29 protein-coding genes and 1 pseudogene are annotated in these 21,287 nt (G+C 69.4%); 18 read left to right on the top strand and 12 right to left on the bottom strand.

Annotated features, from left to right (window positions below):
* Positions 1 to 135: 135 nt before the first annotated feature.
* The 4 genes from ACIG0D_RS22260 to ACIG0D_RS22245 all read left to right on the top strand — a co-directional run bounded on the left by ACIG0D_RS22260 (position 136) and on the right by ACIG0D_RS22245 (position 3,391).
* The gene (locus ACIG0D_RS22260; RefSeq protein WP_399803481.1) at positions 136 to 837 is read left to right on the top strand and encodes a type 1 glutamine amidotransferase domain-containing protein; all 702 of its coding nucleotides are present in this window, start codon (positions 136 to 138) and stop codon (positions 835 to 837) included.
* Between the two features lie 385 nt (positions 838 to 1,222).
* The gene (locus tag ACIG0D_RS22255; protein WP_399803479.1) at positions 1,223 to 1,438 is read left to right on the top strand and encodes a hypothetical protein; all 216 of its coding nucleotides are present in this window, start codon (positions 1,223 to 1,225) and stop codon (positions 1,436 to 1,438) included.
* A 321-nt stretch (positions 1,439 to 1,759) separates the two neighbouring features.
* Positions 1,760 to 2,365 (top strand): hypothetical protein, encoded by a 606-nt coding sequence (locus ACIG0D_RS22250; RefSeq protein WP_399803476.1) that lies wholly within the window; start codon positions 1,760 to 1,762, stop codon positions 2,363 to 2,365.
* Positions 2,366 to 2,485: 120 nt separating this feature from the next.
* Entirely contained in the window at positions 2,486 to 3,391 is a 906-nt protein-coding gene (locus ACIG0D_RS22245) for a LysR family transcriptional regulator (protein WP_399803474.1), read from the top strand.
* A gap of 24 nt (positions 3,392 to 3,415) precedes the next feature.
* On the opposite strand, the gene ACIG0D_RS22240 is transcribed toward ACIG0D_RS22245, so the two are convergent.
* A complete protein-coding gene (locus ACIG0D_RS22240) occupies positions 3,416 to 4,210 on the bottom strand; it encodes an SDR family NAD(P)-dependent oxidoreductase (protein WP_399803471.1) in 795 nt (264 codons plus the stop codon).
* Between the two features lie 180 nt (positions 4,211 to 4,390).
* On the opposite strand from ACIG0D_RS22240, the gene ACIG0D_RS22235 reads away from it, so the two are divergent.
* The gene (locus ACIG0D_RS22235; RefSeq protein ID WP_399803468.1) at positions 4,391 to 4,975 is read left to right on the top strand and encodes a TetR/AcrR family transcriptional regulator; all 585 of its coding nucleotides are present in this window, start codon (positions 4,391 to 4,393) and stop codon (positions 4,973 to 4,975) included.
* Positions 4,976 to 5,180: 205 nt separating this feature from the next.
* Here the strand turns inward: ACIG0D_RS22235 and ACIG0D_RS22230 are convergent, their stop codons facing one another.
* The 3 genes from ACIG0D_RS22230 to ACIG0D_RS22220 all read right to left on the bottom strand — a co-directional run bounded on the left by ACIG0D_RS22230 (position 5,181) and on the right by ACIG0D_RS22220 (position 6,891).
* Positions 5,181 to 5,456: a helicase associated domain-containing protein gene (locus tag ACIG0D_RS22230; protein ID WP_399803465.1), complete on the bottom strand. Its 276-nt coding sequence runs from the start codon at positions 5,454 to 5,456 to the stop codon at positions 5,181 to 5,183.
* A gap of 169 nt (positions 5,457 to 5,625) precedes the next feature.
* Positions 5,626 to 5,802: a hypothetical protein gene (locus ACIG0D_RS22225; protein ID WP_399803462.1), complete on the bottom strand. Its 177-nt coding sequence runs from the start codon at positions 5,800 to 5,802 to the stop codon at positions 5,626 to 5,628.
* Positions 5,803 to 6,534: 732 nt separating this feature from the next.
* Positions 6,535 to 6,891 carry an STAS domain-containing protein gene (locus ACIG0D_RS22220; RefSeq protein WP_399803460.1) on the bottom strand — a complete coding sequence of 119 codons (357 nt, stop codon included), beginning with the start codon at positions 6,889 to 6,891 and terminating at the stop codon, positions 6,535 to 6,537.
* A gap of 199 nt (positions 6,892 to 7,090) precedes the next feature.
* Between ACIG0D_RS22220 and ACIG0D_RS22215 the strand changes: the two genes are divergently transcribed.
* Complete coding sequence (locus ACIG0D_RS22215; protein WP_399803457.1) at positions 7,091 to 7,564, top strand: ATP-binding protein; 474 nt, start codon at positions 7,091 to 7,093, stop codon at positions 7,562 to 7,564.
* Positions 7,565 to 7,694: 130 nt separating this feature from the next.
* Here ACIG0D_RS22215 and ACIG0D_RS22210 read toward each other — a convergent pair whose 3' ends face one another.
* Positions 7,695 to 7,859: a hypothetical protein gene (locus tag ACIG0D_RS22210; RefSeq protein WP_399803454.1), complete on the bottom strand. Its 165-nt coding sequence runs from the start codon at positions 7,857 to 7,859 to the stop codon at positions 7,695 to 7,697.
* Between the two features lie 432 nt (positions 7,860 to 8,291).
* Positions 8,292 to 8,570, bottom strand: coding sequence for a GlsB/YeaQ/YmgE family stress response membrane protein (locus tag ACIG0D_RS22205; protein WP_399803451.1), 279 nt, complete (start codon positions 8,568 to 8,570; stop codon positions 8,292 to 8,294).
* Positions 8,571 to 8,998: 428 nt separating this feature from the next.
* On the opposite strand from ACIG0D_RS22205, the gene ACIG0D_RS22200 reads away from it, so the two are divergent.
* Positions 8,999 to 9,214: a hypothetical protein gene (locus ACIG0D_RS22200; RefSeq protein WP_399803448.1), complete on the top strand. Its 216-nt coding sequence runs from the start codon at positions 8,999 to 9,001 to the stop codon at positions 9,212 to 9,214.
* Between the two features lie 110 nt (positions 9,215 to 9,324).
* The gene (locus ACIG0D_RS22195; protein WP_399803445.1) at positions 9,325 to 9,486 is read left to right on the top strand and encodes a hypothetical protein; all 162 of its coding nucleotides are present in this window, start codon (positions 9,325 to 9,327) and stop codon (positions 9,484 to 9,486) included.
* Positions 9,487 to 9,555: 69 nt separating this feature from the next.
* Here the strand turns inward: ACIG0D_RS22195 and ACIG0D_RS22190 are convergent, their stop codons facing one another.
* The 4 genes from ACIG0D_RS22190 to ACIG0D_RS22175 form a co-directional block, all read right to left on the bottom strand.
* Positions 9,556 to 10,227: a LysE family translocator gene (locus tag ACIG0D_RS22190; protein WP_399803442.1), complete on the bottom strand. Its 672-nt coding sequence runs from the start codon at positions 10,225 to 10,227 to the stop codon at positions 9,556 to 9,558.
* 334 nt (positions 10,228 to 10,561) lie between these two features.
* Positions 10,562 to 11,245 carry a DUF6461 domain-containing protein gene (locus tag ACIG0D_RS22185; protein WP_399803440.1) on the bottom strand — a complete coding sequence of 228 codons (684 nt, stop codon included), beginning with the start codon at positions 11,243 to 11,245 and terminating at the stop codon, positions 10,562 to 10,564.
* A 69-nt stretch (positions 11,246 to 11,314) separates the two neighbouring features.
* Entirely contained in the window at positions 11,315 to 12,673 is a 1,359-nt protein-coding gene (locus tag ACIG0D_RS22180; protein WP_399803437.1) for a hypothetical protein, read from the bottom strand.
* An 88-nt stretch (positions 12,674 to 12,761) separates the two neighbouring features.
* Positions 12,762 to 12,968: a hypothetical protein gene (locus tag ACIG0D_RS22175; RefSeq protein WP_399803434.1), complete on the bottom strand. Its 207-nt coding sequence runs from the start codon at positions 12,966 to 12,968 to the stop codon at positions 12,762 to 12,764.
* A 770-nt stretch (positions 12,969 to 13,738) separates the two neighbouring features.
* Between ACIG0D_RS22175 and ACIG0D_RS22170 the strand changes: the two genes are divergently transcribed.
* From ACIG0D_RS22170 to ACIG0D_RS22125, 10 genes and pseudogenes are all read left to right on the top strand, one after another.
* Positions 13,739 to 14,803: a YihY/virulence factor BrkB family protein gene (locus tag ACIG0D_RS22170; RefSeq protein WP_399803431.1), complete on the top strand. Its 1,065-nt coding sequence runs from the start codon at positions 13,739 to 13,741 to the stop codon at positions 14,801 to 14,803.
* 60 nt (positions 14,804 to 14,863) lie between these two features.
* Positions 14,864 to 15,412 carry a phosphatase PAP2 family protein gene (locus ACIG0D_RS22165; RefSeq protein WP_399803428.1) on the top strand — a complete coding sequence of 183 codons (549 nt, stop codon included), beginning with the start codon at positions 14,864 to 14,866 and terminating at the stop codon, positions 15,410 to 15,412.
* A 379-nt stretch (positions 15,413 to 15,791) separates the two neighbouring features.
* On the top strand, positions 15,792 to 16,178 hold the full coding sequence (locus tag ACIG0D_RS22160) for a phage holin family protein (protein WP_399804126.1): 387 nt from the start codon (positions 15,792 to 15,794) through the stop codon (positions 16,176 to 16,178).
* Complete coding sequence (locus tag ACIG0D_RS22155; RefSeq protein WP_399803425.1) at positions 16,175 to 16,618, top strand: DUF3618 domain-containing protein; 444 nt, start codon at positions 16,175 to 16,177, stop codon at positions 16,616 to 16,618. The genes ACIG0D_RS22160 and ACIG0D_RS22155 overlap by 4 nt, the downstream gene beginning before the upstream one ends.
* A gap of 4 nt (positions 16,619 to 16,622) precedes the next feature.
* The gene (locus ACIG0D_RS22150) at positions 16,623 to 16,889 is read left to right on the top strand and encodes a DUF4235 domain-containing protein (RefSeq protein WP_399803422.1); all 267 of its coding nucleotides are present in this window, start codon (positions 16,623 to 16,625) and stop codon (positions 16,887 to 16,889) included.
* Positions 16,890 to 16,967: 78 nt separating this feature from the next.
* Positions 16,968 to 17,219, top strand: coding sequence for a hypothetical protein (locus ACIG0D_RS22145; RefSeq protein ID WP_399803419.1), 252 nt, complete (start codon positions 16,968 to 16,970; stop codon positions 17,217 to 17,219).
* 193 nt (positions 17,220 to 17,412) lie between these two features.
* On the top strand, positions 17,413 to 17,937 hold the full coding sequence (locus ACIG0D_RS22140; RefSeq protein ID WP_399803416.1) for a hypothetical protein: 525 nt from the start codon (positions 17,413 to 17,415) through the stop codon (positions 17,935 to 17,937).
* Complete coding sequence (locus tag ACIG0D_RS22135) at positions 17,934 to 18,710, top strand: RHS repeat-associated core domain-containing protein (RefSeq protein WP_399804123.1); 777 nt, start codon at positions 17,934 to 17,936, stop codon at positions 18,708 to 18,710. The genes ACIG0D_RS22140 and ACIG0D_RS22135 overlap by 4 nt, the downstream gene beginning before the upstream one ends.
* Positions 18,711 to 18,766: 56 nt before the next feature.
* The gene (locus tag ACIG0D_RS22130; protein ID WP_399803413.1) at positions 18,767 to 19,048 is read left to right on the top strand and encodes a hypothetical protein; all 282 of its coding nucleotides are present in this window, start codon (positions 18,767 to 18,769) and stop codon (positions 19,046 to 19,048) included.
* A 41-nt stretch (positions 19,049 to 19,089) separates the two neighbouring features.
* Positions 19,090 to 19,245, top strand: a pseudogene (locus tag ACIG0D_RS22125) (ATP-binding protein); the annotation flags it as partial.
* Here ACIG0D_RS22125 and ACIG0D_RS22120 read toward each other — a convergent pair.
* Both ACIG0D_RS22120 and ACIG0D_RS22115 read right to left on the bottom strand, forming a co-directional pair.
* Positions 19,172 to 19,843 carry a 2'-5' RNA ligase family protein gene (locus ACIG0D_RS22120; RefSeq protein ID WP_399803410.1) on the bottom strand — a complete coding sequence of 224 codons (672 nt, stop codon included), beginning with the start codon at positions 19,841 to 19,843 and terminating at the stop codon, positions 19,172 to 19,174. The pseudogene ACIG0D_RS22125 and the gene ACIG0D_RS22120 overlap by 74 nt on opposite strands.
* 646 nt (positions 19,844 to 20,489) lie before the next feature.
* Positions 20,490 to 21,245: a class I SAM-dependent methyltransferase gene (locus tag ACIG0D_RS22115; RefSeq protein WP_399804120.1), complete on the bottom strand. Its 756-nt coding sequence runs from the start codon at positions 21,243 to 21,245 to the stop codon at positions 20,490 to 20,492.
* Between the last annotated feature and the right edge of the window lie 42 nt (positions 21,246 to 21,287).

The raw sequence follows: 21,287 nt of genomic DNA, 5'->3' as shown, positions 1-21,287 counted from the left end.
AATTCTTATGGCGGTCGGGATGTGTCTGGATGATTGGTGATGGATCCTGGGGTTGTCCACATAGCCGCCGGATATCCGGCGGCACGCGGCTCGCCGCGTGACATTCCGTTCCCCACGACAAGGTCAGGCACATCCATGTCGAAGATCCTTATGGTCATCTCCGCCGCCGCCACCCTGCAGCTGGCTGACGGGTCCACTCACCCCACCGGCTTCTGGGCCGAGGAGGTCGCCGCCTCCCACCGCGTCCTCAAGGCCGCCGGCGTGGAGGTGGACATCGCCACCCCGGGCGGCGTGAAGCCCACCGTCGACGCGCTCAGCCTCAGCGAGCAGGGCGGCGTCTCCGCCGCGGACGCGGAGGAGTTCGAGGCGTACCTCGCCGGCATCGCGAATGAACTCGCCACACCCCTGGCCCTCTCCGACGTCACCATCGGCGACTACGACGCGATCTACATCCCGGGCGGGCACGCCCCGATGGCCGATCTCGCCCGGGACGCCGACCTGGGCCGGCTCCTGAACGAAGCAGACGCCCAGGGCAAGACCGTGGCCGCCCTGTGCCACGGTGTCGCCGGTCTGCTGAGCGCGTCCACGGCTGACGGCAGCTTCACGTTCGCCGGCCGTGACCTGACCTCGTTCACCGACGAGGAGGAGCGCCAGGGCGGCCTCGGCGAGAACACACCGTTCTTCGTCGAGTCCCGGCTGCGCGAGCGGGGAGCGGTCCCGCGCACGGGTGCCGCCTGGAGCAACACGGTCGTCGTCGACGGCAACCTCATCACGGGCCAGAACCCGCAGTCGAGCACGGCCACGGCCGAGGCCGTCCTCAAGGCCCTCTCCGCCTGAACCAGGGCGCTGAGCCCGATCCGACGGCCGGTGGCCACCGCCGCTGCCGGCCGCCGGATCAGTTCCACCAGCACCGCGCACCCAGCGCCAGTCCCGCCGGCAAAAGAGAGAAGCCCGTGACAATTCCTGTCCTCGGCCGGGGCCTTGACCACATCGCCATCCGCGCCTACGACCTGGATGTCTCCGTCGCCTTCTACACCGGGAGGGCTCGGTTTCCGCTTCGTCCGGGAGTGGACTCTCGGCGGCGGCGCGACCCGCGCCGTGTTCCTCGATGCCGGTGACGACCGTCTCATCGAGCTGTTCGACGCCTGGCTCCACCCCGCCCGGTGGGGCGTCGCAGCCGCTTGATCCCGCGCGCCGGCCCACCGACGCCGAGCGTGGCCGTGTGGCCGCGCTGGTCCACTTCGCCATCCGTACGGACGATGCCCCCGCCCTCTTCGAGCGTGCGCTGGCCGCGGGCGCCCGCCCGTTCGCCGGACCGATGAAGATCACGACCGACGCCCCGTACCCGATGAGCTTCCAGGCCGCTTTCGTCTACGGTGCCAACGACGAGGTGATCGAGTTCATCGACCGGGAGACCGGCGAGGGCAGTCGGCGATGAACGGCGGAGAGCGGGAGCGGCCCGTCCTGGCCGTGGTCACCTCCACCGGGGCGGCGCTGCGTTTCTTCGACGGCCTGACCTACGACCCGCTGGGCGACCTTCCCGTCCTGCCCAGCCGTACGAGATCGCCGTCGACGCGGGGGCCGGCGTCCTGTATGTCTCGCACACCCACCGCTGCGGGGTCTACACCGACCCGGGCGAGAAGGCCCACGAGATCTCCGTCGTCGACCCTCACGAGCGCAAGGTCGTGGGGGTGGTGTCGCTCGCACCGGAGGTGGCGCCGCACGGCCTCGCCCCCGACAGGACCGCGGACTGCTGTACGTGACCGTCGAAGCCGGGGCCGCCGGCGGCGGAGCGATCGCGGTGATCGGCACCGCCACCCGTAAGCAGGTCGACCGGATCGAGGTCGGTGCCCGGGGCCCTCACTGGTTCGCCATCACGCCGGACGGCGCAAAAGGCTACGCGACCAACAAGGCCGACCCGTTCATCTCCGTGATCGACCTCGCCGAACGGACCCTGGCCGGGCGGATCCCCGCACCGTACGGGATGGAGGAGGTCACGGTCTCGCCTGACGGCCACCGCGCCTACGCGGCTGGCATGGCACTGCACCGCCACGACGCACACGCCTCCACCCCGGCCACGCTGCTCGTCATCGACACCGCCAGCGACCGTGTCGTCACACACGCACCCCTGGCCGCTCCCGGATGCCCGGTGCACGTCGCCGCGGACGGCCGTGTCCTGATCGGCCTCGCACCCACCGGCCCCGGGGGAGAGCCCGAGGCCGGGCAGCTGACGGTCCTGTCCGCCGACGGGCTCGCCCCGCTGGTCACCGCGCCTCTCGTGGCGTCCCCGCTGCTGACCTTCCTGATCATGCCCTGCCTCAGCAGGCTCTTCCGGAACTGGCTCTATCCGGACGCCCACCGCTGACGACATCAACCCACACCAGCCCACACCCACCACGGGCAGCGTGAGGCCGTCCCTACACTGAGCTGCCGCACCTCGCACACCGGTGGCGGGCGCCCCGGGCAACGAAAGAAGGAAGAACGCGTGCCGAGCCTGGACCTGCTGGCCACATTCCTGGAGATCTACCGGGCAGGCTCCCTCTCCGCAGCCGCGCAGAGGCTGGGCGTGACCCAGCCCGCCGTCACCGGCCAGCTCGCCCGCCTGGAGGACCAGATCGGGGAGCCGCTCTTCATCCGCTCCCGCAAGGGTGTCACCCCCACACCGCGCGCCGCGGCCCTCGCGGCCCGCGTGAGCCTGCACCTGGACGGCCTCCGTGACGCCCTGGGCTCCACGGAGACCGAGCCGGCACTGCGCGGAACGGTACGCATCGGTGGCGCGGCCGAGATCATGACCCTCCGGGTACTGCCCGCGCTCGCCCCGCTCACCGGCCGCGGACTGCACCTGCGTGCGGCGTTCGGCCTGGCCCAGGATCTCCTCACCGAACTGGCCGCAGACCGGCTCGACCTGGTCGTCTCCGCCATCCGGCCCCCACACCAGGAGCTCTTCGCCGTCCCCCTGGTCGACGAGGAGTTCCTCCTCGTCGGCCCGCCGTCCATGGCCCGCACCGTGGACGACGACCGGCTGCGCACCGCCCCGGCCGACGCCCTGGCCGCACTGCCGCTGGTCACCTACGGAGAAGAGTTGCCGATCCTGCGCCGTTACTGGCGCAGCGAGTTCGGTCACCGCCCCGCCAACCCCGTCGCGCTCGTCGCCCCCGACCTGCGCGCGGTCCTGGCGGCCGTCGAAGCGGGCGCCGGGATCTCCGCGCTACCGCGCTACGTGGCCGAACCCGCCCTGGCCGCAGGCCGCATCACCCAGCTCCACCGCCCCGAGGCGCCTCCGCTCAACACCATCTACCTCGCGGTACGCCGCGGCGCGCCGGCCAACCCGGCCCTCACCGTCGTGCGCGAGCGGCTCACTGACGCGGCAGCTGGTTGGGGAGGGCTCTGAGCTGGCGGCGGCGCTGGACTCGCGTCACGGCGTGAGCGAGGTGAGGGTGCCTCCTTCGACCTTCAGGGCCGCGCCCGTGGTCGCCGAGGCGCGGACGGAGCTGGTGAACAGGATCAGATCGGCGACCTCGGACGGCTGGATAAGGCGCTGGATCAGCGACGTCGGCCGGAACCGGGCGATGAACTCGCGCTGCGCGGCGTCGAACGTCTCCGCCTCGGGGATGAGGGCGGTGATGTACTCCTCGATGCCTTCCGTGTGCGTGGGGCCGGGAAGTACGGAGTTGACGGTGACGCCGGTGCCGGCGGCGGCCTTGGCCAGGCCGCTGGCAACTGCCAGCAGGGCCGTCTTGGTCATGCCGTAGTGGACCATGTCGAGCGGTGTGTCGATGGCCGTCTCGCTCGAGACGAACACGATGCGGCCGAACCCGCGCTCCATCATCCCGGGCATGTACTGGCGCGCGAGCCGGACACCGCTGAGGACGTTGACCTCGAAGAAGCGACGCCACTCCTCGTCCTGGATCTCCAGGACCGGGGTGGAAGCGAAGATGCCGGTGTTGTTGACCAGGACGTCAACCTCCGGTACCGCCTCCTGAAGCGTCTGAGCGCCCTCGGCGGTGGAGACGTCGGCGGCGACGGTGACGATGTCCGCACCCGGCACCCGGGCGCGGATGCCGTCGGCGGCCGCCTGGAGCCGGGCCTCGTCGCGCCCGTTGAGAACGGTGCGGGCCCCCGCCCGGGCGAAGGCCTCCGCGGTGGCCAGGCCGATGCCCAGCGTCGAGCCGGTGACCAGGGCGGTACGGCCGGTGAAGTCGATCTGCATGAGTCTTCCCTTGGTAGTGCGGCGCCCCGAACCGGCAGCGCCCGGTGACCCGACCGATGAGACGGATCGTTCTCTCTGAGAATGAGACGGAACGTTCTCTCTGTCAAGCTGTTGCTGAAAAGAACGATCCGTCTCATAATGGGGTCGGAAGACTTGCGCGCACCGAACAGGAGGCCCCAGGTGCGACGATCGGCCGAGGAGACGCGACGGCACATCCTGGACGTGGCCGGCGACCTGTTCTACTCCCGCGGCGTCCGCGCCGTCGGCATGGACCTGGTGATCGGCACGGCAGGCGTGGCCAACGCCACCCTCTACCGCCAGTTCGCCAACAAGGACGAACTCGTCACCGCCTACCTGATCAACCGCAACGCGCACTGGTGGGAACGGCTCCGCGAGGCGGCGGCAGCGGCGCCGGACCCCCGTGCCCGCATCAAGGCCCTGTTCGACCTCACCCGTCAGGACATGGCCACGCCCGGCTACCGAGGCTGCGCCACACTCAATATCACCAGCGAGTTCCCCGACAGGGACCATCCCGCCCACGCCGCAGCCGTCGCGCACAAAGCCGAGGTGCAGACCTGGCTCAGCGAACAGCTCCGCGAAGCAGGCGACGCGGACCCCGACGACACCGCCGGCAAGCTCCTGGTCATCCTCGACGGCGCCCAAGTCCTCGCGGCAGCCATGGCGACCGACGCCCCCGGTGACCACATGATCCAGCTGGCGGAACAGCTCCTCGACGCGCGGCTGCCCGCACCTCGTGACCGATGACGGCGGTCATCACCCCGGTCGGCGGTGCAGAAGGCGAGACGGCGGGTACCACGCCGCCATCCACCTGCTCTCCCCATGAGCCTGAACGTCGGCTCCCTGCGTCACAAAGGTGCCCCGTCGCAGATCCGCGGCACTTCCTCAGCCAGGAACCGGCAGCGCCGCGTCAAGGACTCATAGGGCAGGAGTCACGACTGCGCGCCCGTGCCTAGTCGCTCCGCGGGGCTGCCAGCCGACTCGACTGACAGCCCAGACACCTCAGCGATCGCCATGTCCATCGCATCCCGATGGTGGAGAGCTGTTCGATCCGCTCCGGTGTCAGTGTCGCGGCTCTGCTGCGCTGGTTGCTGACCCATGCTCCGAGCTTGATCCCCCTCTCTCTTCTTGGTCCTCGCCGCTGCCGCCGCTCCCGTCGCCGCTGCCGATGGTGACGCGTTCGACGTGTTTCCTCGGTACCCGAAGGTGCCCTTCGCGTTCGTAGCACTCCTTGGCGGCGGTGTAGTTGAGGGCCTGGGGGGCATCCTTGACCCCGTCCTGGGCAGCTTGGGTGGCGGCGGCCTGTCCAACCCGGGCAACTCGCGGGGCACACCGGCCTCTGGCCCTCCCGTATCACCTCGGTCAGCCTGTCCGCGGTCCGACAGGGAGCCGCCCGGTCAGCGCCGGCGGCCGAAGGCCGACCACCCCGCGCCCAGACCCGCGAGGTGAAGGGCCAGCAGGGTGAGGCCGAGCAGCATGAGGTTGGTGGGGCTGAAGAGGTCGTTGGTCCCGATGTCCACCGCGCCGATGATGAAGGCGATGAAGAACAGGACTGCGGAGATGATCGCCAGCATGGTCGTCCCTCCCCGGGGAGGAGCACTGTGTTCTGCTGTCCGAATGCCCAGGATGCGCCGTCCCATACGATGACGAGACGGCGCGCCGCTGACCGAGCCGCTCGGGCGTCGGACGCCATCCATCACAGACGAAAAACTCCAACCCGCCGCGCCGGCCTCGGTCACTCCTGGCCGGCTGTGTTCTCTGCTGCCCGACCCTTCAGCCGCCTGACTCGCCGCAGGCCCGCGCACCTGGCGGCGCGCACCGCCTCCCACCCGCGTACGGCATGCCGCCACCAAGCTCCCGCCGGGCGCCGACGCTCCCAGCCGCGGCCCCAGCTCCTTCCGGGCCTGCCCGTGACTGCCGGCCTTACCTTGAAACTGCCGGACCCCTGGCCGGCGTCTTCCCTGGAAGAGGCACCCAGCCCCGCCTAACCCGGGCCCCTGCGTTCGGCACGCTCCCCCGTCCGGGCGGGGGCGCCTCTCTTCGGTGAGACAGCAGCCGGCCCCCGCACCCGACCGTCAGCCCTTCGTCGAGTCGCCGCCGCGTCGATACGCGCCTGCACCGCCGACCAGCGCGCCCCGGGGCCGTCCCAGATGACACAACTGTGCGTACCTCCACCGGCTTGGCCGACGCCCTGAACGTGCCGCTGACGGCACCACCATCCTCGGCTGACAAGGCCGGTTACCCCTGGGTGTCTCACCGCAGCGCAGCGGGCAGGGCAGAGGCCGGCGCGGGTGAAGCTTGGGGGTTCAGGCGGCGGAGGTGGGCGCCAGGGCGTCTTGGAGGGTGGGGTGGAGCGGGAGGAGAGCGTCGAGACCGACGATGCGCAGCAGCTCGAGGACGCGCGTGGGGGCGGCGGCCAGACGCAGTGCACCGCCGCGGGCGCGGACGGCGTTGTTGGCCGCGACCAGGACGTTGATGCCGCTGGAGTCCATGAAGGTGACGTCGTGGAAGTCGATGACCGCGTGGGGGGCGGAGTCGGCCGGCAGGGTCAGGGCCTGGTGGAAGGCACCGGCTGTGGTGTGGTCGATGGCGCCGGCCAGGGTGATGACGTGCACGCCCTCGGCGGTGGTGCACTGGGAGACGGACAGGCGGGCCTGGCTCATAGGCGTCTCCGTCCTGTCGTCGGTGCCACCTTCACTGCTGCGAGGCCGCTGCTCCACGCAAGCGTATGCCGCCTGCCGGTGTCAACCGGGCGCCTCAGTCTGAAAGCACCTGGATCGGGGCAGCCGGGAAGTGACCGTGCGATGCTTCCCGGACACGCGGTGAAGTTCGTGTGACGATCATGTGAGACAGGGCGGGCGCATGGAGCAGGCCACGGGGGACGAGGGACGGAAAACACAGGACGTGCTGTCGGCGTCGGCCGCCTATGACGGCGACCCTTCGTGCATCGGGGCCGCCCGACATCTGGCCACCGGCTTCCTCACCGAGGTGCAGGCCGTGCACGGTCTGCCGGTGTCCGAGCGGGCGATGGGCATGACGCAGTTGGTGGTGAGCGAACTGGTCACCAACGCGGTCAAGTACGCACCCGGCCCCGTCATGCTCGACCTGCAGATCATCCAGGGCGCGGTACGGGTCTCCGTATGGGACAGCGACCCGCTACTGCCGGACATCGCCGCCACCGACCCGAAGCGCATCGGCCGCCACGGACTGGAGATCACCCTCGCCGTCAGCCAGGCCTACGAAGTACGCCGGGAGCCGGTCGGTAAACGTGTCACCGCCGTGATCGCGCTGGCCGACGACCCCGGCGCAGACATCGCCGGCCGCACCACCCCCTGACGTGCGCTGGAACCCCCGCCTTGCGGCAGCTTGCTCGAGCCGGAGTGGGGTGTCGGTGGCTAGCTCATCGCATCGGCAGGCCTCGGCGGCCTGCCCGGATGGTGGTGCAGCGTCCCGTCTGGGTTCGCGCTCAGGTCGACCAGCAGGTGCAGACGTAGCCCCGGCACCGGCCGGGGCGGTTGAGGCGGCGCGACCACAGGCCGTTGGCGGTGATCCGGGTCAGCTGTGGGTCCACCGCGTAGACCGAGGCCTGGCCGGCGCGGTGGAGGCGCTCGTTGACCCAGACTGCCTTCACCCGCGGCCGGCGCGACGCACCGGTACGAGACCTGCAGTCCCGCTACGGCGGCTTGCAGAGCGCGGTAATCCGCCTGAGGCCGTCCAGCTGACCAAAGCGCCTGCAGGCACTGCGGTCATCCGCAGCCCCGGAATCCCGCTGTCCGCGTCGCCCAGCACCTGAAAGCCGGCCTGGGCCAGGCAGGAGCCCACCCGGGAAACGAGTTCAGCCGGAGCGCATGACACGCCAGTCGCTGCCCACGAGAAGCACGATCATGCCACCGGGCAGCACAGGCATCCGGTCGGACGGGCGGGCAGGACGTGGTGGACGCGGTCGATGGCAACCGGCAGGTGGGCTACCGGGTGGCCCGGTCGTACATGCTGACGGCTCCCGTCCTGCGTACAGGGAAGGGAGCCGTCCAGGTGTGGCCGGAGGTGTTATGCCTTCAGCGGGTCATGCGTGTCGGTGCGAGTGCCGGTTGCCGGTGACGAGGCGGTAGAGGGCGAGCAGGATGACGGAGCCGGCGATCGCGGCGATCCAGGTGGAGAGCTCGAAGAACCCGTCGATGGAGTCGACGCCGAAGATGACCTTGCCGAGCCAGCCGCCGAGCAGACCGCCGGCGATGCCGATGAGCATGGTGATGATGATGCCGCCGGGGTCCTTGCCCGGCATCAGGGCCTTGGCGATGACGCCGGCGAGCAGGCCGATGATGATCCACGCGATGATGCCCATGGTGCCTCCGCTTCATATAAAGGCTGTGTCAGCTCATCGTCTGCACCATTCGCGCCCGAACAAACGTCTGGCCGTGCCGGTTCCTGTCCGTGAGGAGCGGGCCAAGAGGGGAGAGCCGCGGTCAGAGAGCGGGAATTCCCTGCTCTGCAGGCCCCGGCCCTGGCCGCGTGCGAGCGTGGAAACCACGTGCGTGCGGGAGCCGGCGGCCACCTCGCCGACGTTCCACGGTCCGGACGCCTTTGGCCCAGTCAGTTACCGGCAGTGCGGTTGAAGCTGGTGATGTTGAGCTTGATGCGCCAGTGCCGCGGTCGGTTCGCCGGTGACCAGCCGGGGGGCGGCGGGGGAGAGGTCGGACGCTGCTGCGCGCGGTCGGCGCCTCCCGCCGCCAGGTCACCCGCTCGGTGCTGATCGACGCGCCCAGTGCCAGCGTGCCGCCAGCGGCCGGAGGCGTCGCGGGCGACGTCGACGCCGACTTCCACCACCAGCTCGGGTTCCACCAGCGTGACGTCCAGCGTCTGGCTGTTGCCCACCCGGCGGAGAAGGCCAGCCCGTCCATGGAGGCCCGCGCCGAGCCCGGCGCGGGCCTCCCGGCGACCGCCGTACCGGCTGACCGGGCGAGCGTGGTGGTGCGGCCGACGTACTGAAGGCGCCCTTCGTCGTCGTACCGGCTGGGTGGCCCCCCGCCACGACCTCCGGAAAGGCCGGCGCCATCTCAGAACCGCGCCTCGAACGCAGCACCAACCGGCCTGCGTCGATGGAGACCAGCGCCCGCGACATCGACGAGCGCGCAGGTCTGGGCTTGATCTTCGACTTGGGGCTAGGTCTCCAGCTCAACGGAGACTTCACCATCAGCCACTGGAGCCTGCTCGCCGGCGATCTCGACCGCGTCCAGAGCCTGCAACCGACTCGCCGCTGACACCAGAGCGTGTACGACCACATCGACCGCTACGGCGAGACGTCGGCATCGGCGGCGCGAAAAGCTGTCTCAGGCGGCGGCGACACCGATGCCGATGGCGATGAACAGCCAGCCGGTCGTCAGCTCCCAGCGGTGGCGGATCTTCGGGCGGGCGAGGAAGGCACGAAGCCGTGCGGCGACGGCGACGAGGGCGAACCAGTAGACCACGCCGATGAGGACGTCGAGGATGCCGAGGAAGAAGACTTGCCGCGCCGTCGAGCCGCCGCCGTGGACGAACTGCGGCAGGATGCTGAGGAAGAACAGCGCCGCCTTGGGATTGAGCACATTGGTGAGGAAGCCCTGGGTGAAACCGGACCGCCACCGGGCGCGGGACGGCTCGTCCGTGGCCGAGGTCCGCGGAGCGGTAAGCCCCACCGGGCCGTCTGCCCCCGCTGTCTCGGCGCGGCGCTCACGGGCGGCGCGCCGGGCTGCCAGGACCGCCCGGATTCCGAGGTAGACCAGGTAGGCCGCGCCGAGCAGCTTGATGGCGTCGTAGACCACGGGGGAGCGGGCAGCGATCAGCGACAGCCCTGTAGCTGCGGCGAGCATGTGCACGCACAGCCCGGTCTGGGCGCCCAGCGCCGCGGCCCGTCCCCTGGCGGGGTGCTCGGCCGCGGAGCGCACCACCACCAGGAAGTCGGGGCCGGGAACCAAGTAGGCCACCAGAACGACACCGAGGAAACCCGCCAAGTCGGCCGACATCCGCTTTTCTCCTTCGCTCGCCCCGTGGCCCGTCGTGCGCCGCAGCACCGCCCGGCACAGCCGCGCAGCGTCCGGCGAGGGACTCCCCAGATATCCTCGAACGGTGTGCAGGAGACGGGAAGTGACAACCAGTTGGACCGGTGGGGTTGGACCCGCCCCCACCATCCGCTCCTCGACAGCACCGACCCTGCGATCGTAGGCGGGAGGGGACAACCAAGCAGGGGGAGCGCGCGAAACGCCACGGACGCTGTCTGCCGAGCGTCACTCTCGCCGCGCCGATCGTCTGGTGACACTTGGCGGACGCGCTTCCGCTCGCATGACTTCTGAGCGGAGGTCACCAGGAAGAAGGAGGCGAGGTCCGCGTAACCACGGCGGGTAGCTGCCCGTGCTCGATCTCCTGCCGCGGCAGTGACAGCCCGAAGTGTTCACCGATGACCTCCAGCACCCGGCGCTTCTCATCGACCGCGGACAGCTCCTGGTCCTCACCGAGCAAGTCCTCGATGAAGCCCTCCGGTGGGATGACTCCGGCCGCTTCCAGCGCCGGGCGCAGCAGGGCAGGCCGGGTCCCAGCGGGGTGATAGCCGGAGCCCAGTTCGAAGTGCAGCTGTACCTCACCGTCGGCGAGGTACCTGAAGAAGGAGGGCGGATCATCGGGCCGTGGGTCGAAGATCAGAACTTCGGCGCCGCGGGACACGGCCGGGTCGAGGGACCAGCCTTCGCTGCCCCCGGATTCGACGATGAACGACCAGTTGCCGCTGTGGCCGACGCGGCCGACGCAGTAGATGTGCGTGAGGTCGACCATGCTGGACGCTTCCTGGATGGTGAGGGCAGGCCTGACTTCGACAGGTTGATGGTCGGCCAGGCGCTCGGCCAGCTGGTGAGGGCTGAGGCCGCGGGCGCAGGTGATGTACAGGTCGGTCGGGTTCAGGTGGGCGCTGTGCCAGGCATCGGCGATCCATGCAAGATTGTCGGGCACTGCCGTGTTCTCCTTCCGCGCATGATGGGACTGGTGGGGCACAGCACTGTGTTGCTGTGCCCCACCAGTGGTCAGTAACTCGTCACGGCTTGGGGACCGTGCAGGTAACGGTCACCTTGGACGCGTCGCAGTGTGCGAACTGGGGGAAGTCCACCCAGTACGGTCCTGGTCCGGCATGCGGTACTTGTTCTGGTCGCGGCGGGGTGCGTGGTCGAAGAACCGGTTGTCGGTGTCGATACTGATTTCCCGTACGCCCGGGTAGGGGCGGGGGAGAGGGTCGTTGGTGGCGGCGATGACCTGGCAGGCGTAGCCGTCGGGGGAGGCGTCGTTGGCGATGTCGATGAGGGTGTCGATCAGACGTAGCCCGGTGGCATGGTCCAGGCCCTGTGCTCCGAGGCCGGCCAGGGGGGAGTCGATGATCATCAGCGGGGGCACGCGGACGGCGGGGTCGACGCGGCCGAGGTCGCGCAGGGCCAGGAGCAGCGCGACGTTGGTGGCCACCTTCGGGCTGCCGGCGACCGAGCTCTCGGCGAAGGTCTTGTCGGCGGTGTGGCGCTCCTTGACGCGGGTGGTGAAGTCGCTGGGGTCGATGAAGGCTGTCTCGACGTCGGGGTTGATCTGCTGCAGCCGGGCGAGGAAGAACTCCGACCAGTGTGCGGTGACTTCTTTGCGGCGCACGTCGTGGGCGGTGACCGCGGCGTCCCGGGCGGCCTGCGCCGCTTCCATCCGCTCTTTGGCCGTCTGGATGGCCTTCTCCTGGGCGCTGATGTAGTCGGCCGAATCCAGGCGTTCCTGGAGCTGGGCGACGTCGCGGCTGAGGCCGTGGGCCTCTTTCTCAGCCTGCTGCGCGGCCTTGTGGGCGGGCTGGAGCTGGCCTTCGTCGTAGGCGTCGCGGGCGGCGAGAGCGTCAGCGGCTGCGGCGTCGGCCTTTGCTGCCTCCGCAGCGGCGGCGAGGGCGGCTTCCTCCAGGGTGCGCAGCCTGAGCCGCAGCCGCTCCACCTTCGCACGGGCCGCGGCGATCTGCTGCTCACGCTGGTCTGCCGCGCCCTCGTCCAGCCCGACACGGGTTGCCCCGCGCACGGCGGCGGGCAGGCCGAGCAGGTCCTGGACGAAGGCCCCGGCTGTCGTCTCGCCGGGCTTCGTGCTCGTCACCGGCAGCAGGTGCTCGATCTCGTCCTGATCGTCGAGGTTCTTCGAAGACACCCGGGCCCGCGGGTTGGATCCACTGCGGGTGGCCTGCCGGCGGGTGCCCGCGATGCGGAAGACCAGCCGGACGTACGCGCAGCTGCGGACCTCCGGCATGACCGTTGCCGTCAGCAGACCCAACGGGTAGAGCAGCGCCTCGAGCGCGGTGGACTTTCCTGCCTTGGAGTGGCCCACGAGGAAGGTCACCAGGCCCCTGAAATGGCGGGCGTACCAGACGTCGCCGCGCTGGAACTCAAGCCGCTCGATCACAAACGACGGGCCCACGGGGCCTCCTTCGCATCCGGTATGCAGATCCACACCGGAAACGACCACCGGCCGTACGGGTGACGGGCTCAGCAGAGGCCCGGACCACCTACGAGCGGCGCAGGCTGCCCGGGTCCGGCTGGGTGACCTCCGGGCCGCCGTCGGCATTGAGCACCGGACGACGGCCTGGGTAAGCACGCCTTGCCGTGGCCAGGTCCCTCTCGTCGAAGTCGCCGACGAAGATGAGCACGCCGTGGAGGAGCTCCACCTTCTGTGTGGCGGTGGACCACCGGTACAGCAACGCTTGAGTGGTCATGGGCTCCGCTGCCGGCGGCAGGTCCGGCCCAGGCATACGCGGCCTCCTCTCAGTCTGTGAGCGAACGCGCCGCCACGCCGTTCCGCAGTCGGCGCAGCTTGTAGGCGCGCGTTCGACGTAGGGGCGGCGGCATCAGGCTGGAGGCGACGCGCCGTGCACCGTTGGGCTGTGGCGCCATGCGTTCAGCGTCGGTCGCCCGCTTCCATGGGGCACGGGCCGGGGCTGCGGCTGCGTACCACCGGGGCCAACCGCGAGGTCGAGGTGTCACGGACGGGTGCGAAGGAATTCGGGGCCACGGCTGTTCTGCCCGAGCCAGGTGGCGGCGTCCTTGTCGATGCACTAGATCAGGCGGAGAACCTCGGCGTGCGCTTCGGCGAGAGTCAGCCGACGGGTCCGGCCTTGACGGTCGGTCTGGCCAGGTAGAGGAACTCCGTCGATCAGCGTGTCGTGGTGGGCGGCGCGGGCAGCCTGGCCGCTGCGGGAGGTGCCCTCGGTGCCGTTGCTGACCACGCGGCCAGTGCGGGGCTTACCTGGCGATCGAAGCAAGAGCAGCTGCAGGGGCCTCGTCACCCCCGCCCTCGTCACCTGCGGGTGATTCAGGGCGGCAGGGAGTGGCCCGTTACCCGGTCACCGGCCGCTAGTCGATCACGTCACGCGGCCTCATCAGCGCCGCGAAGTCGGTTCGGCTCGGTGTGGTTGCTTGTTCCTGGTGCTGGGCTGCGGGCGGCAGCGATGGGCTTGAGGCTGCCGTGCGGGGTTACCCACCGGGCATGGCGAGGTTGCATCTTCCAGGGTGGAAAGACCATCGGGACAGTGATAAGGATCCGGCTTTCCGGGTGCCGGCGCCGGAGGAGGCCGGGCCGGATCGGGAGGTGGAGCGGGCGGCGCCGGACGGGCCGACGAAGCTGCCGAAGCCGGCGTGGGGCGCGGTGCTCAAGGGGAGCCTGCGCGAGTTCAAGGACGACGAGCTGACCGACCGTGCCGCGGCGCTGACGTACTACGGGGTGCTGTCGTTGTTCCCGGCCCTGCTGGTTCTGGTCTCTTTGCTGGGCCTGACCGGCAAGTCGGCCACGGAGAAGGTTCTGGACAACCTCAAGCAGCTCACCCCCGGCTCGGCCCGCGACATCATGACGCGGGCGGTGGAACAGTTGCAGGGCAACGCCGGCACCGGGTCGGTCATGGCGATCGTCGGTCTTGCGCTGGCGGTGTGGTCGGCGTCCGGTTATGTCGCGGCGTTCATCCGCACCTCCAACGCCGTCTACGACATGCCGGAAGGGCGGCCGGTGTGGAAGGTGCTGCCGGTCCGGCTCGCGGTGACGGTGATGCTGATGGTGCTCGCCGTGGTCAGCGCGCTGATCGTGGTCTTCACCGGCGGTATCGCGCGGCAGGCCGGGCAGGCCCTCGGCATCGGGGACAGTGCGCTGACGTTGTGGTCGATCGCGAAGTGGCCGGTGCTGGTGCTCCTGGTCACGACGATGATCGCGATCCTGTACTGGGCGTGCCCGAACGCCAAGGTGAAGGGCTTCCGCTGGGTCACGCCGGGCAGTTTCCTGGCGCTGGTGGTCTGGATGGCCGCCTCCGCCGGCTTCGCGTTCTACGTCGCCAACTTCGCCTCGTACAACAAGACCTACGGCACGATGGCCGGCGTCATCGTGTTCCTGGTGTGGCTGTGGATCAGCAACCTGGCGATCCTGCTGGGTCTGGAGTTCGACGCGGAGAGCGTGCGGCAGCGGGCCATCGCCGGCGGGCACCCGCCCGAGGCCGAGCCCTACACCCAGCCCCGTGACACCAGGAAGTGGGACGAGGAAGACGTGCGCCGCCTGGACCAGCCCTGACCCGCCTGCACGGACGGCTGATCATGGTGTGGGCGTGCCGGTTCGGGATACCTATGGCTCATGAGAGTGCTGGCAGGGCTGCGCGATGCTGACCGGGTGCTGACCCGGCAGGCCGCCTCCCGCATCCCGCCCACGGTCGGCAAGGTGCTGTCGGCGGTGGAAGAGGCCGCGGAGAGCACGAAACTGTGGTGCGGCGCGGCCGTGGTGATGGCCGCGGCCGGCGGGTGGCGCGGCCGGACGGCGGCCGCCGCGGGAGCAGCGGCCATGGCGCTGGCGCAGCTGGTCTCCAACGGGCTGGGCAAGCAGCTCGCCGACCGGCCCCGCCCGCCCAAGGAGTGGTTCCCCCACGACGAGGTCGACGACCGGCCCGAGTCGTCGTCGTTCCCTTCCGGGCACACCGCCGCCGCTGTCGCCTTCACCACGGCCGCCGCGCGGATCTGGCCGGCCGCCGGGGCGGTGTGTGCCCTGCCGGCCGCCATGGTCGCCGTGGAGCGCGTGCAGTCCGACGCCCACTACCCCAGCGACGTCGCCGCAGGCACGGTGATCGGCCTGACCAGCGCCGAACTCGTCCGCCGCACACCACAGCTCGTCCTGCGCCGGCGCAGCTGACGCGCCAAAGCCCTCTTTCCAGACCCCTGAGCGTCTCATGCACTGCGGCACCACCGGGTCATCGTCCCTGAGGGGGAACCGCAGCGCCCCGCCGGGCAGCTGCCCGGCATACGGGAGCGGGCCCGCACGGCCGTCCCCTTCACACCATGCGGCCCCTGCGTGCGGTTCGGCCGACTACGACGGACGGAAAAGGGCGAGTAGGCCCTTATCGGCCTTGAGTTAACCCTCGACGGATAGCCGTCCTGAACTGCCGTGTTCCGGGTACCCGCGTGCTCACCGGGCGGGCGCGCTGCGGCGCCCGGAAGACCTGGAGGCATGTGTACGACGGGAGGTGATCACCGTGTCGAGCATCCAGCCGCCTGGTTCCGGTCAGCAGGCCATGGGGTCGGAGCCGGTGGGAGAGCTGGTGCAGCGCGCGTCGCAGCAGCTGACCGAGCTGGTGCGACGCGAGCTGCGCCTGGCGCAGGCGGAGCTGAAGGAGAAGGGCAAACGGTACGGCAAGGGGGGCGGGCTGTTCGGCGGCGCCGGCCTTGTCGGTTTCCTGATGCTTCAGGCGCTGGTGGCCACCGTCATTGCCGCGCTGGCGGTGGTGCTGCCGGTATGGGCCGCGGCCCTCATCGTCACCGCCGTCCTGGGTGTGATCGCCGCGGTGATGGCACTGACCGGGAAGAGGCAGGTCGCCCAGGCCGCGCCACCGACACCCGAGCTGACAGTTGAGAACGTGAAGGCCGATGTGGCCGAGATCAAGGAGAGTGCCAAGCGATGACCCAGCCGCACGACGAGCCGATCGCCGAGAGCCCGGACGAACTGCGCGAGCAGGTCGAGCAGACCCGCCGCGAGCTCGGCGAGACGGTGGAGGGGCTCGCGGGCAAGACCGATGTCAAGGCGCGTGCCCAGGAGAAGGCCGCCGAGGTCAAGGAGCAGGCTGCGCTGAAGGCCGGGGAGCTGAAGTCCAAGGCCGCCGCGGCCGCGTCCCGGGTGCAGGACAAGCTGCCCGACCCGGTCAAGGACAAGGCCTCCCAGGCCGCCGAGCAGGCCCGCGCGAAGGCAGCCCAGGCCGGCCAGCTCATCCAGGACAAGGCACCTGAGCCGGTGCGGGCCAGGACGGCCCAAGGGGCCCAGATGGCTCGGGACAACCGCGGCCTGCTGCTGACGGCAGTGGGCGCCGGTGTCGTGCTGTGGCTGCTGTGCCGCCGCAAGGGGTGAGACGGTGAAGGGATCGAAGATCGCCTACAAGCCTGCCGGTCTCGCCCTGGGAGCGGTCAGCGGCATGCTCGCGGGCGCGCTGTTCAAGCAGGCATGGAAGATGATCGGCCACGACGAGGACGCCCCCGACGCCACCGACGAGGACCGCGCCTGGGGCGAAGCGCTGCTCGCCGCGACGGTGCAGGGCGCGATCTTCGCGGGGGTCAAGGCCGCCGTCGACCGTGCCGGCGCCGCCGCCACCCGCCGCCTGACCGGCACCTGGCCCGGCTGACACCCGCCCAGGCAGGAGGCCGGAAAAGCGACGGCCGGTCTCCTGCCCGGCCCGCGACCGAGCACGAGGGACACCACCATGTCCGATCAGCACGCGGCCGCCGTCCTGACGGCCGCCGCAGCCATCGCCCTGGTCCTCATCACCCGCACCGCCGTCCTGCACAGCAGCCGCAAACGCACCACCGGCACAGCACGCCCACGCCGTCGCTGGACACGACACCCCGCCGAGGCCGCACCGCCGGACGATGCCGCCTCTGCCGTGCGAGAAGCCGAACAGCACGTCCACCGCTGCTGGCAGCACCTTCGAACGCACACCGACCCGCCCGAGTGACCCAGCCCGGACCACTGCACGGGCACGCCCCACCACCCGCACCGCACCCCCCAAGGGCAGGCACCCGTCGGCCCCGAGCTGCCGGACCGGGACACCGTGGCCCGGCCCACCCGGTCCCACAACACCACCAGTCCACCGCCTCGAGCGGGGCACACATAACGGCGTCCGGCGGCACTGCGCCCTGGTCCGGTCGGTGGACCCGGCGGGGCACACCCGGCGCTTCACCCACGACCGGTTCCACCGCCTGCTGTCCGAGACCGACGCCGTCGGCCGCACGACGTCCCGCCGGTACGACGCCATGGGGAACGTGACGGAGATCGTCCGTCCGGACGGCCGGCGCACGACGCTCTCCTACGATGCCCGCGGACTGCTCACGCGTGTATTGCGCCCGGACGGCAGCACGCTCCGCCAGGAGTTCGACGAGCGCGGGAACCTGACCTCGGTGGCCGATTCAGCCGGCGGCCGGACGTTCTTCACGTACGACGAGCGCGGCCATGTGTCCACGATGCGCGACCAGTACGGCCGGGTGACCACCATCCGCTGCGACGCGGCCGGTCTGCCCGCCGAGGTACGCGATCACGCGGGCAACGTCATGCGGTACCGCAGCAGCGCATCGCCGAGAACGGGGTCGACGTACTGGAACAGGTGGACTTCACCTGGGACGGCACCTCGTTGTGCGAGCAGGCGACCAGCTGGGCGGACTCAGCTGACTCGGTGACCCTGACGTGGCACCTCAACGGGGTCGAAGCGGTTGCGCAGAGCGAGCGCCGGACCATGGCCACGGCCTCGCAGGAAGAGATAGACGCCCGCTTCTTCGCGATCGTGTCCGATCTCTCGGGTGCTCCGTGCGAGCTGATCGACGAGTCCGGCGACATCGCCTGGCGCGCCCGGGCCACCAACTGGGGAAAACTGTCCTGGTCGGTGCGGAGCCACGCTTACACTCCGCTGCGTTTTCCGGGACAGTGCTTCGACCCCGAGACAGGCCTCCATTACAACTACCTCAGGTACTACGACCCCGAAATCGGCCACTACATCAGCCTGGACCCCCTCGGCCTGGCTCCGGCGGCCAACCCTGTCGGCTACGTGGACCGCCCTTCCGTCTCCTGCGATCCCCTGGGACTCGCCCCCCAGAAGTCACCGATCCCGCCCAAGCCGTACGAGACACCCAATCTTTCCCACTTGGCACCGCATTTCAACCCGGAGGGAGGGATGAGTAACTGCACCTACGTGGCCGAGGCGTTCGACCGGTACCTTGCCGGTGAGGGCATCAGAGCTGTCCCCGGTGACATTCCGCTCCAATCCCTCAATCGACTGGAGAGCGTGTATGGACGACAGTTCACGGAAACCGGATTCTGGGACATGGTCGATCACATCCGGAATTCCGGCGACGGGGCCCGAGGTCTGGTGGCTGCGCGACCTGAAGCAGGCGCGGCAGGCCATGTGTTCAACATGGTGAACCACCAGGGCCGTGTGCTTTTCGCTGATGCGTAGACAGGGTTCGTCGATCCTATGCTTTATAAGATATTCAAGCTGATGAGGACCAACTGATGTACACGATGGAGCAGGCGGAGCTGCTGGCGGCGGAGGCTCTGCGCCAGAAGTTCGGAGAGTGGAGCGATCAGGTCGCACTTTTCGGAAACGGAGAATTCGCAACGAAAAAGGGGGACTTTTTCTATTTCGGTTTCCAGTCCGTGAAGTATATCGAAACCCGGGACGAGAAGTACTTCAACTACGGACCCAACTGCATTTCGGTGCACAGTGAGACCGGCGAGTGCCGATTCCTCGACATTCATGAGGTTCTGGCCTTGGATCCCTTCAAGACGGACTGATCCAAGTCGATGAGGACGAACTGATGTACACGGGTGGGCAGGCGGAGCGGGGCTGGACCAAGATGTTCACCGACCCCCGCCTCCGCGCGGCCATCGTCGACCGCCTCACCTTCAACGGAACCATCATCGAGACCGGCACCGACTCCTACCGACTCGCCGGCACCCGAGCCCGCGCCGAGCACGCTCACGCCAGCTGACTGGCCCCACGCTGGTCCACTGCCCTAGGGCAGCGGGCCAGCCAAGCCTCATGACCTGCGTCCCTCCGAGTGTGAACGACGCCCGTTCTTGCCACTTCACGCCGTCGTGCACCATGAGTTCAACCGACGAGACATGAGACGTGGACGGGAGCCTGCCGGTGAGGTCGGCCTCGATCTCCTCCAGGGCGGCGTCTTCCGGTCCTTGAGCGATGGTCAGGTGCGGCACGATCTCGGCAAACCGGCCGCCATACGGAGGAGCCTCAGGCCAGCGATCAGCGATCGCCTCCGTGAGCTGCCGCAGCTGTGTGTCAGGCTCGGGGACGAGATAGAGCACTTCCGGGAGCCGCCCACATCTCTCGAACCGCAGGTCGAATGCCTGGTGGCTCCCCAACACCTCCGCGAGAGCGGAATAGACGACCGCGTCTATTCCGCTCTCGTCGAGGAACGGGAAGAGCACGGTGATGTGGGCTGGAACCCCGGCCTGGGCTGAGGGGGCGAGCCGTTCACGCCACCCGCGGACGGCCGGCTCTGCCTCCGGGATCCGGACGATGAGCCCCGTCTGGCCCGCCTGAAACGTACTGGTGCTGTCATTTGCCATGACACCGCATGGTGTCACCTCTGCCGCAGACAGCACGGCTCCTTTTCCGCGGAACGATCGATCTGCGAAGCAGGTCTACGAGCGGGACGCCCACGACGGTGCCGCTGCCGCTATTTCTCGTGAACATCCAGAGTGCCGGTGATCACTGAACGCCACCGGAACCCACGAACAAACGCTGTCGGTTGAAGTGAAGGAAGCCAAAACACGAAACCCCGGGCGCTGCCATGACTGCACGGAGCCTCATGCGTCCGGCTCAACGTCCGCCAGCGGCTGCTTGCGCCCACGCACTGCTACAGCTTTGCAACACTCGGCGCAACGGCTGCCTGCTGCCCGTATCAACATCTTCATGGCCGCCACACCGCCCCGTCGTTCCGGCCGCGCCGCTCGTCTGCAGGGCGTCACCCGCCGTCGTACCCGTACCATGCCTCGTCGCCCTGCCGCTCCGATCGGGTCCCGCCCAGCGGGTCGGCGCCACCGCGTTAACCCTGGGCGCGCTACGCGGGCCGCCGTGTCCGCTCGCCGTAATGCACGCAGCATGACTCCTCGTCCGAGGCGTAGCGTTGACCGCCTGAACCCGCACCGATGAGAGGGCGCAAGCGTCCTGCGAGCAACCGCGCGGTCCTGCCAGGGACTGAGAGCCCGGTGTCTATACCTTGCTCGCGACCACCATGTAGTTCTCGGCCTCAAGATCGAACGTGCTCACTTCCGTCCGGAGTCCGACCCGGTGCAGCTCGACTTCGAGTTCCTCGTACCGGTAGGGCCAGCAGGACAGCAGTTCCGAGCGGACAAGAACCAGCCCAGTCGCATCAACTTGGGCGATCGCAATCTCGATGTGGTGCTCATCCTCCCAATGCGGCGCAATCTCCCAGCGGTAGACCACGACGGCATCGCGACCGTTTCGTCGGACGAGTCGGTCCCTGATGTCCAGCCGGGAACCTCTGGCCCTCACGAGTTCCCAAGTGCGGGATGTGAGCACCAAGCGCCCGCCAGGGCGCAGAAGCCGTGACATCGACTCCAGAGCAGCACCCCTGCCTGTCGCGCCCGCGGCATGGTGAAGCGAGTTGCCAACGCAGAACACCATGTCGAACGTGTCGTCCTCGAAATGATCGGGCAACTCTTCCCAGTTCGCCCGCACGGCCCGGACGGAGGCCCCGAACTCCTCAGACAGCTCTGCAGTCCGGCGAACCATCGCTTCGCTGGCGTCAGTTGCGACAACCTGCATGCCACGACCGGCGAGGCCAACCGCCAACTGTCCGGTTCCGCACGAACAGTCGAGGACGTGAGCGTTCGACGGCAGGAGACCGAGGACGTCATCGAAGGACGCAGCGAACTCGGCGGGAGGCAACTTTGCATCCGAGATGAGCCATTCGTACACCTCGGCAAGCACGTCATATTCCGTCACAACCACTACCTCCGTCACACAGCAGACTCACGGCGGGACGTC

This window comes from Streptomyces sp. NPDC052773, assembly GCF_044547145.1.
Classification (GTDB): domain Bacteria; phylum Actinomycetota; class Actinomycetes; order Streptomycetales; family Streptomycetaceae; genus Streptomyces.
This window is presented reverse-complemented; position numbering and strand designations above follow the sequence as displayed.

What these genes read in the sequence shown, in the direction of transcription:
- ACIG0D_RS22170 (WP_399803431.1), top strand. Translation starts at nt 13,739, where the DNA reads ATGGCGAGGTTGCATCTTCCAGGGTGGAAAGACCATCGGGACAGTGAT.
- ACIG0D_RS22120 (WP_399803410.1), bottom strand. Translation starts at nt 19,843, where the DNA reads ATGGCAAATGACAGCACCAGTACGTTTCAGGCGGGCCAGACGGGGCTC.
- ACIG0D_RS22225 (WP_399803462.1), bottom strand. Translation starts at nt 5,802, where the DNA reads ATGCTGGCGATCATCTCCGCAGTCCTGTTCTTCATCGCCTTCATCATC.
- ACIG0D_RS22160 (WP_399804126.1), top strand. Translation starts at nt 15,792, where the DNA reads ATGGGGTCGGAGCCGGTGGGAGAGCTGGTGCAGCGCGCGTCGCAGCAG.
- ACIG0D_RS22165 (WP_399803428.1), top strand. Translation starts at nt 14,864, where the DNA reads ATGAGAGTGCTGGCAGGGCTGCGCGATGCTGACCGGGTGCTGACCCGG.
- ACIG0D_RS22155 (WP_399803425.1), top strand. Translation starts at nt 16,175, where the DNA reads ATGACCCAGCCGCACGACGAGCCGATCGCCGAGAGCCCGGACGAACTG.
- ACIG0D_RS22195 (WP_399803445.1), top strand. Translation starts at nt 9,325, where the DNA reads ATGGAGACCAGCGCCCGCGACATCGACGAGCGCGCAGGTCTGGGCTTG.
- ACIG0D_RS22240 (WP_399803471.1), bottom strand. Translation starts at nt 4,210, where the DNA reads ATGCAGATCGACTTCACCGGCCGTACCGCCCTGGTCACCGGCTCGACG.
- ACIG0D_RS22190 (WP_399803442.1), bottom strand. Translation starts at nt 10,227, where the DNA reads ATGTCGGCCGACTTGGCGGGTTTCCTCGGTGTCGTTCTGGTGGCCTAC.
- ACIG0D_RS22220 (WP_399803460.1), bottom strand. Translation starts at nt 6,891, where the DNA reads ATGAGCCAGGCCCGCCTGTCCGTCTCCCAGTGCACCACCGCCGAGGGC.
- ACIG0D_RS22205 (WP_399803451.1), bottom strand. Translation starts at nt 8,570, where the DNA reads ATGGGCATCATCGCGTGGATCATCATCGGCCTGCTCGCCGGCGTCATC.
- ACIG0D_RS22130 (WP_399803413.1), top strand. Translation starts at nt 18,767, where the DNA reads ATGTACACGATGGAGCAGGCGGAGCTGCTGGCGGCGGAGGCTCTGCGC.
- ACIG0D_RS22260 (WP_399803481.1), top strand. Translation starts at nt 136, where the DNA reads ATGTCGAAGATCCTTATGGTCATCTCCGCCGCCGCCACCCTGCAGCTG.
- ACIG0D_RS22145 (WP_399803419.1), top strand. Translation starts at nt 16,968, where the DNA reads ATGTCCGATCAGCACGCGGCCGCCGTCCTGACGGCCGCCGCAGCCATC.
- ACIG0D_RS22215 (WP_399803457.1), top strand. Translation starts at nt 7,091, where the DNA reads ATGGAGCAGGCCACGGGGGACGAGGGACGGAAAACACAGGACGTGCTG.
- ACIG0D_RS22175 (WP_399803434.1), bottom strand. Translation starts at nt 12,968, where the DNA reads ATGACCACTCAAGCGTTGCTGTACCGGTGGTCCACCGCCACACAGAAG.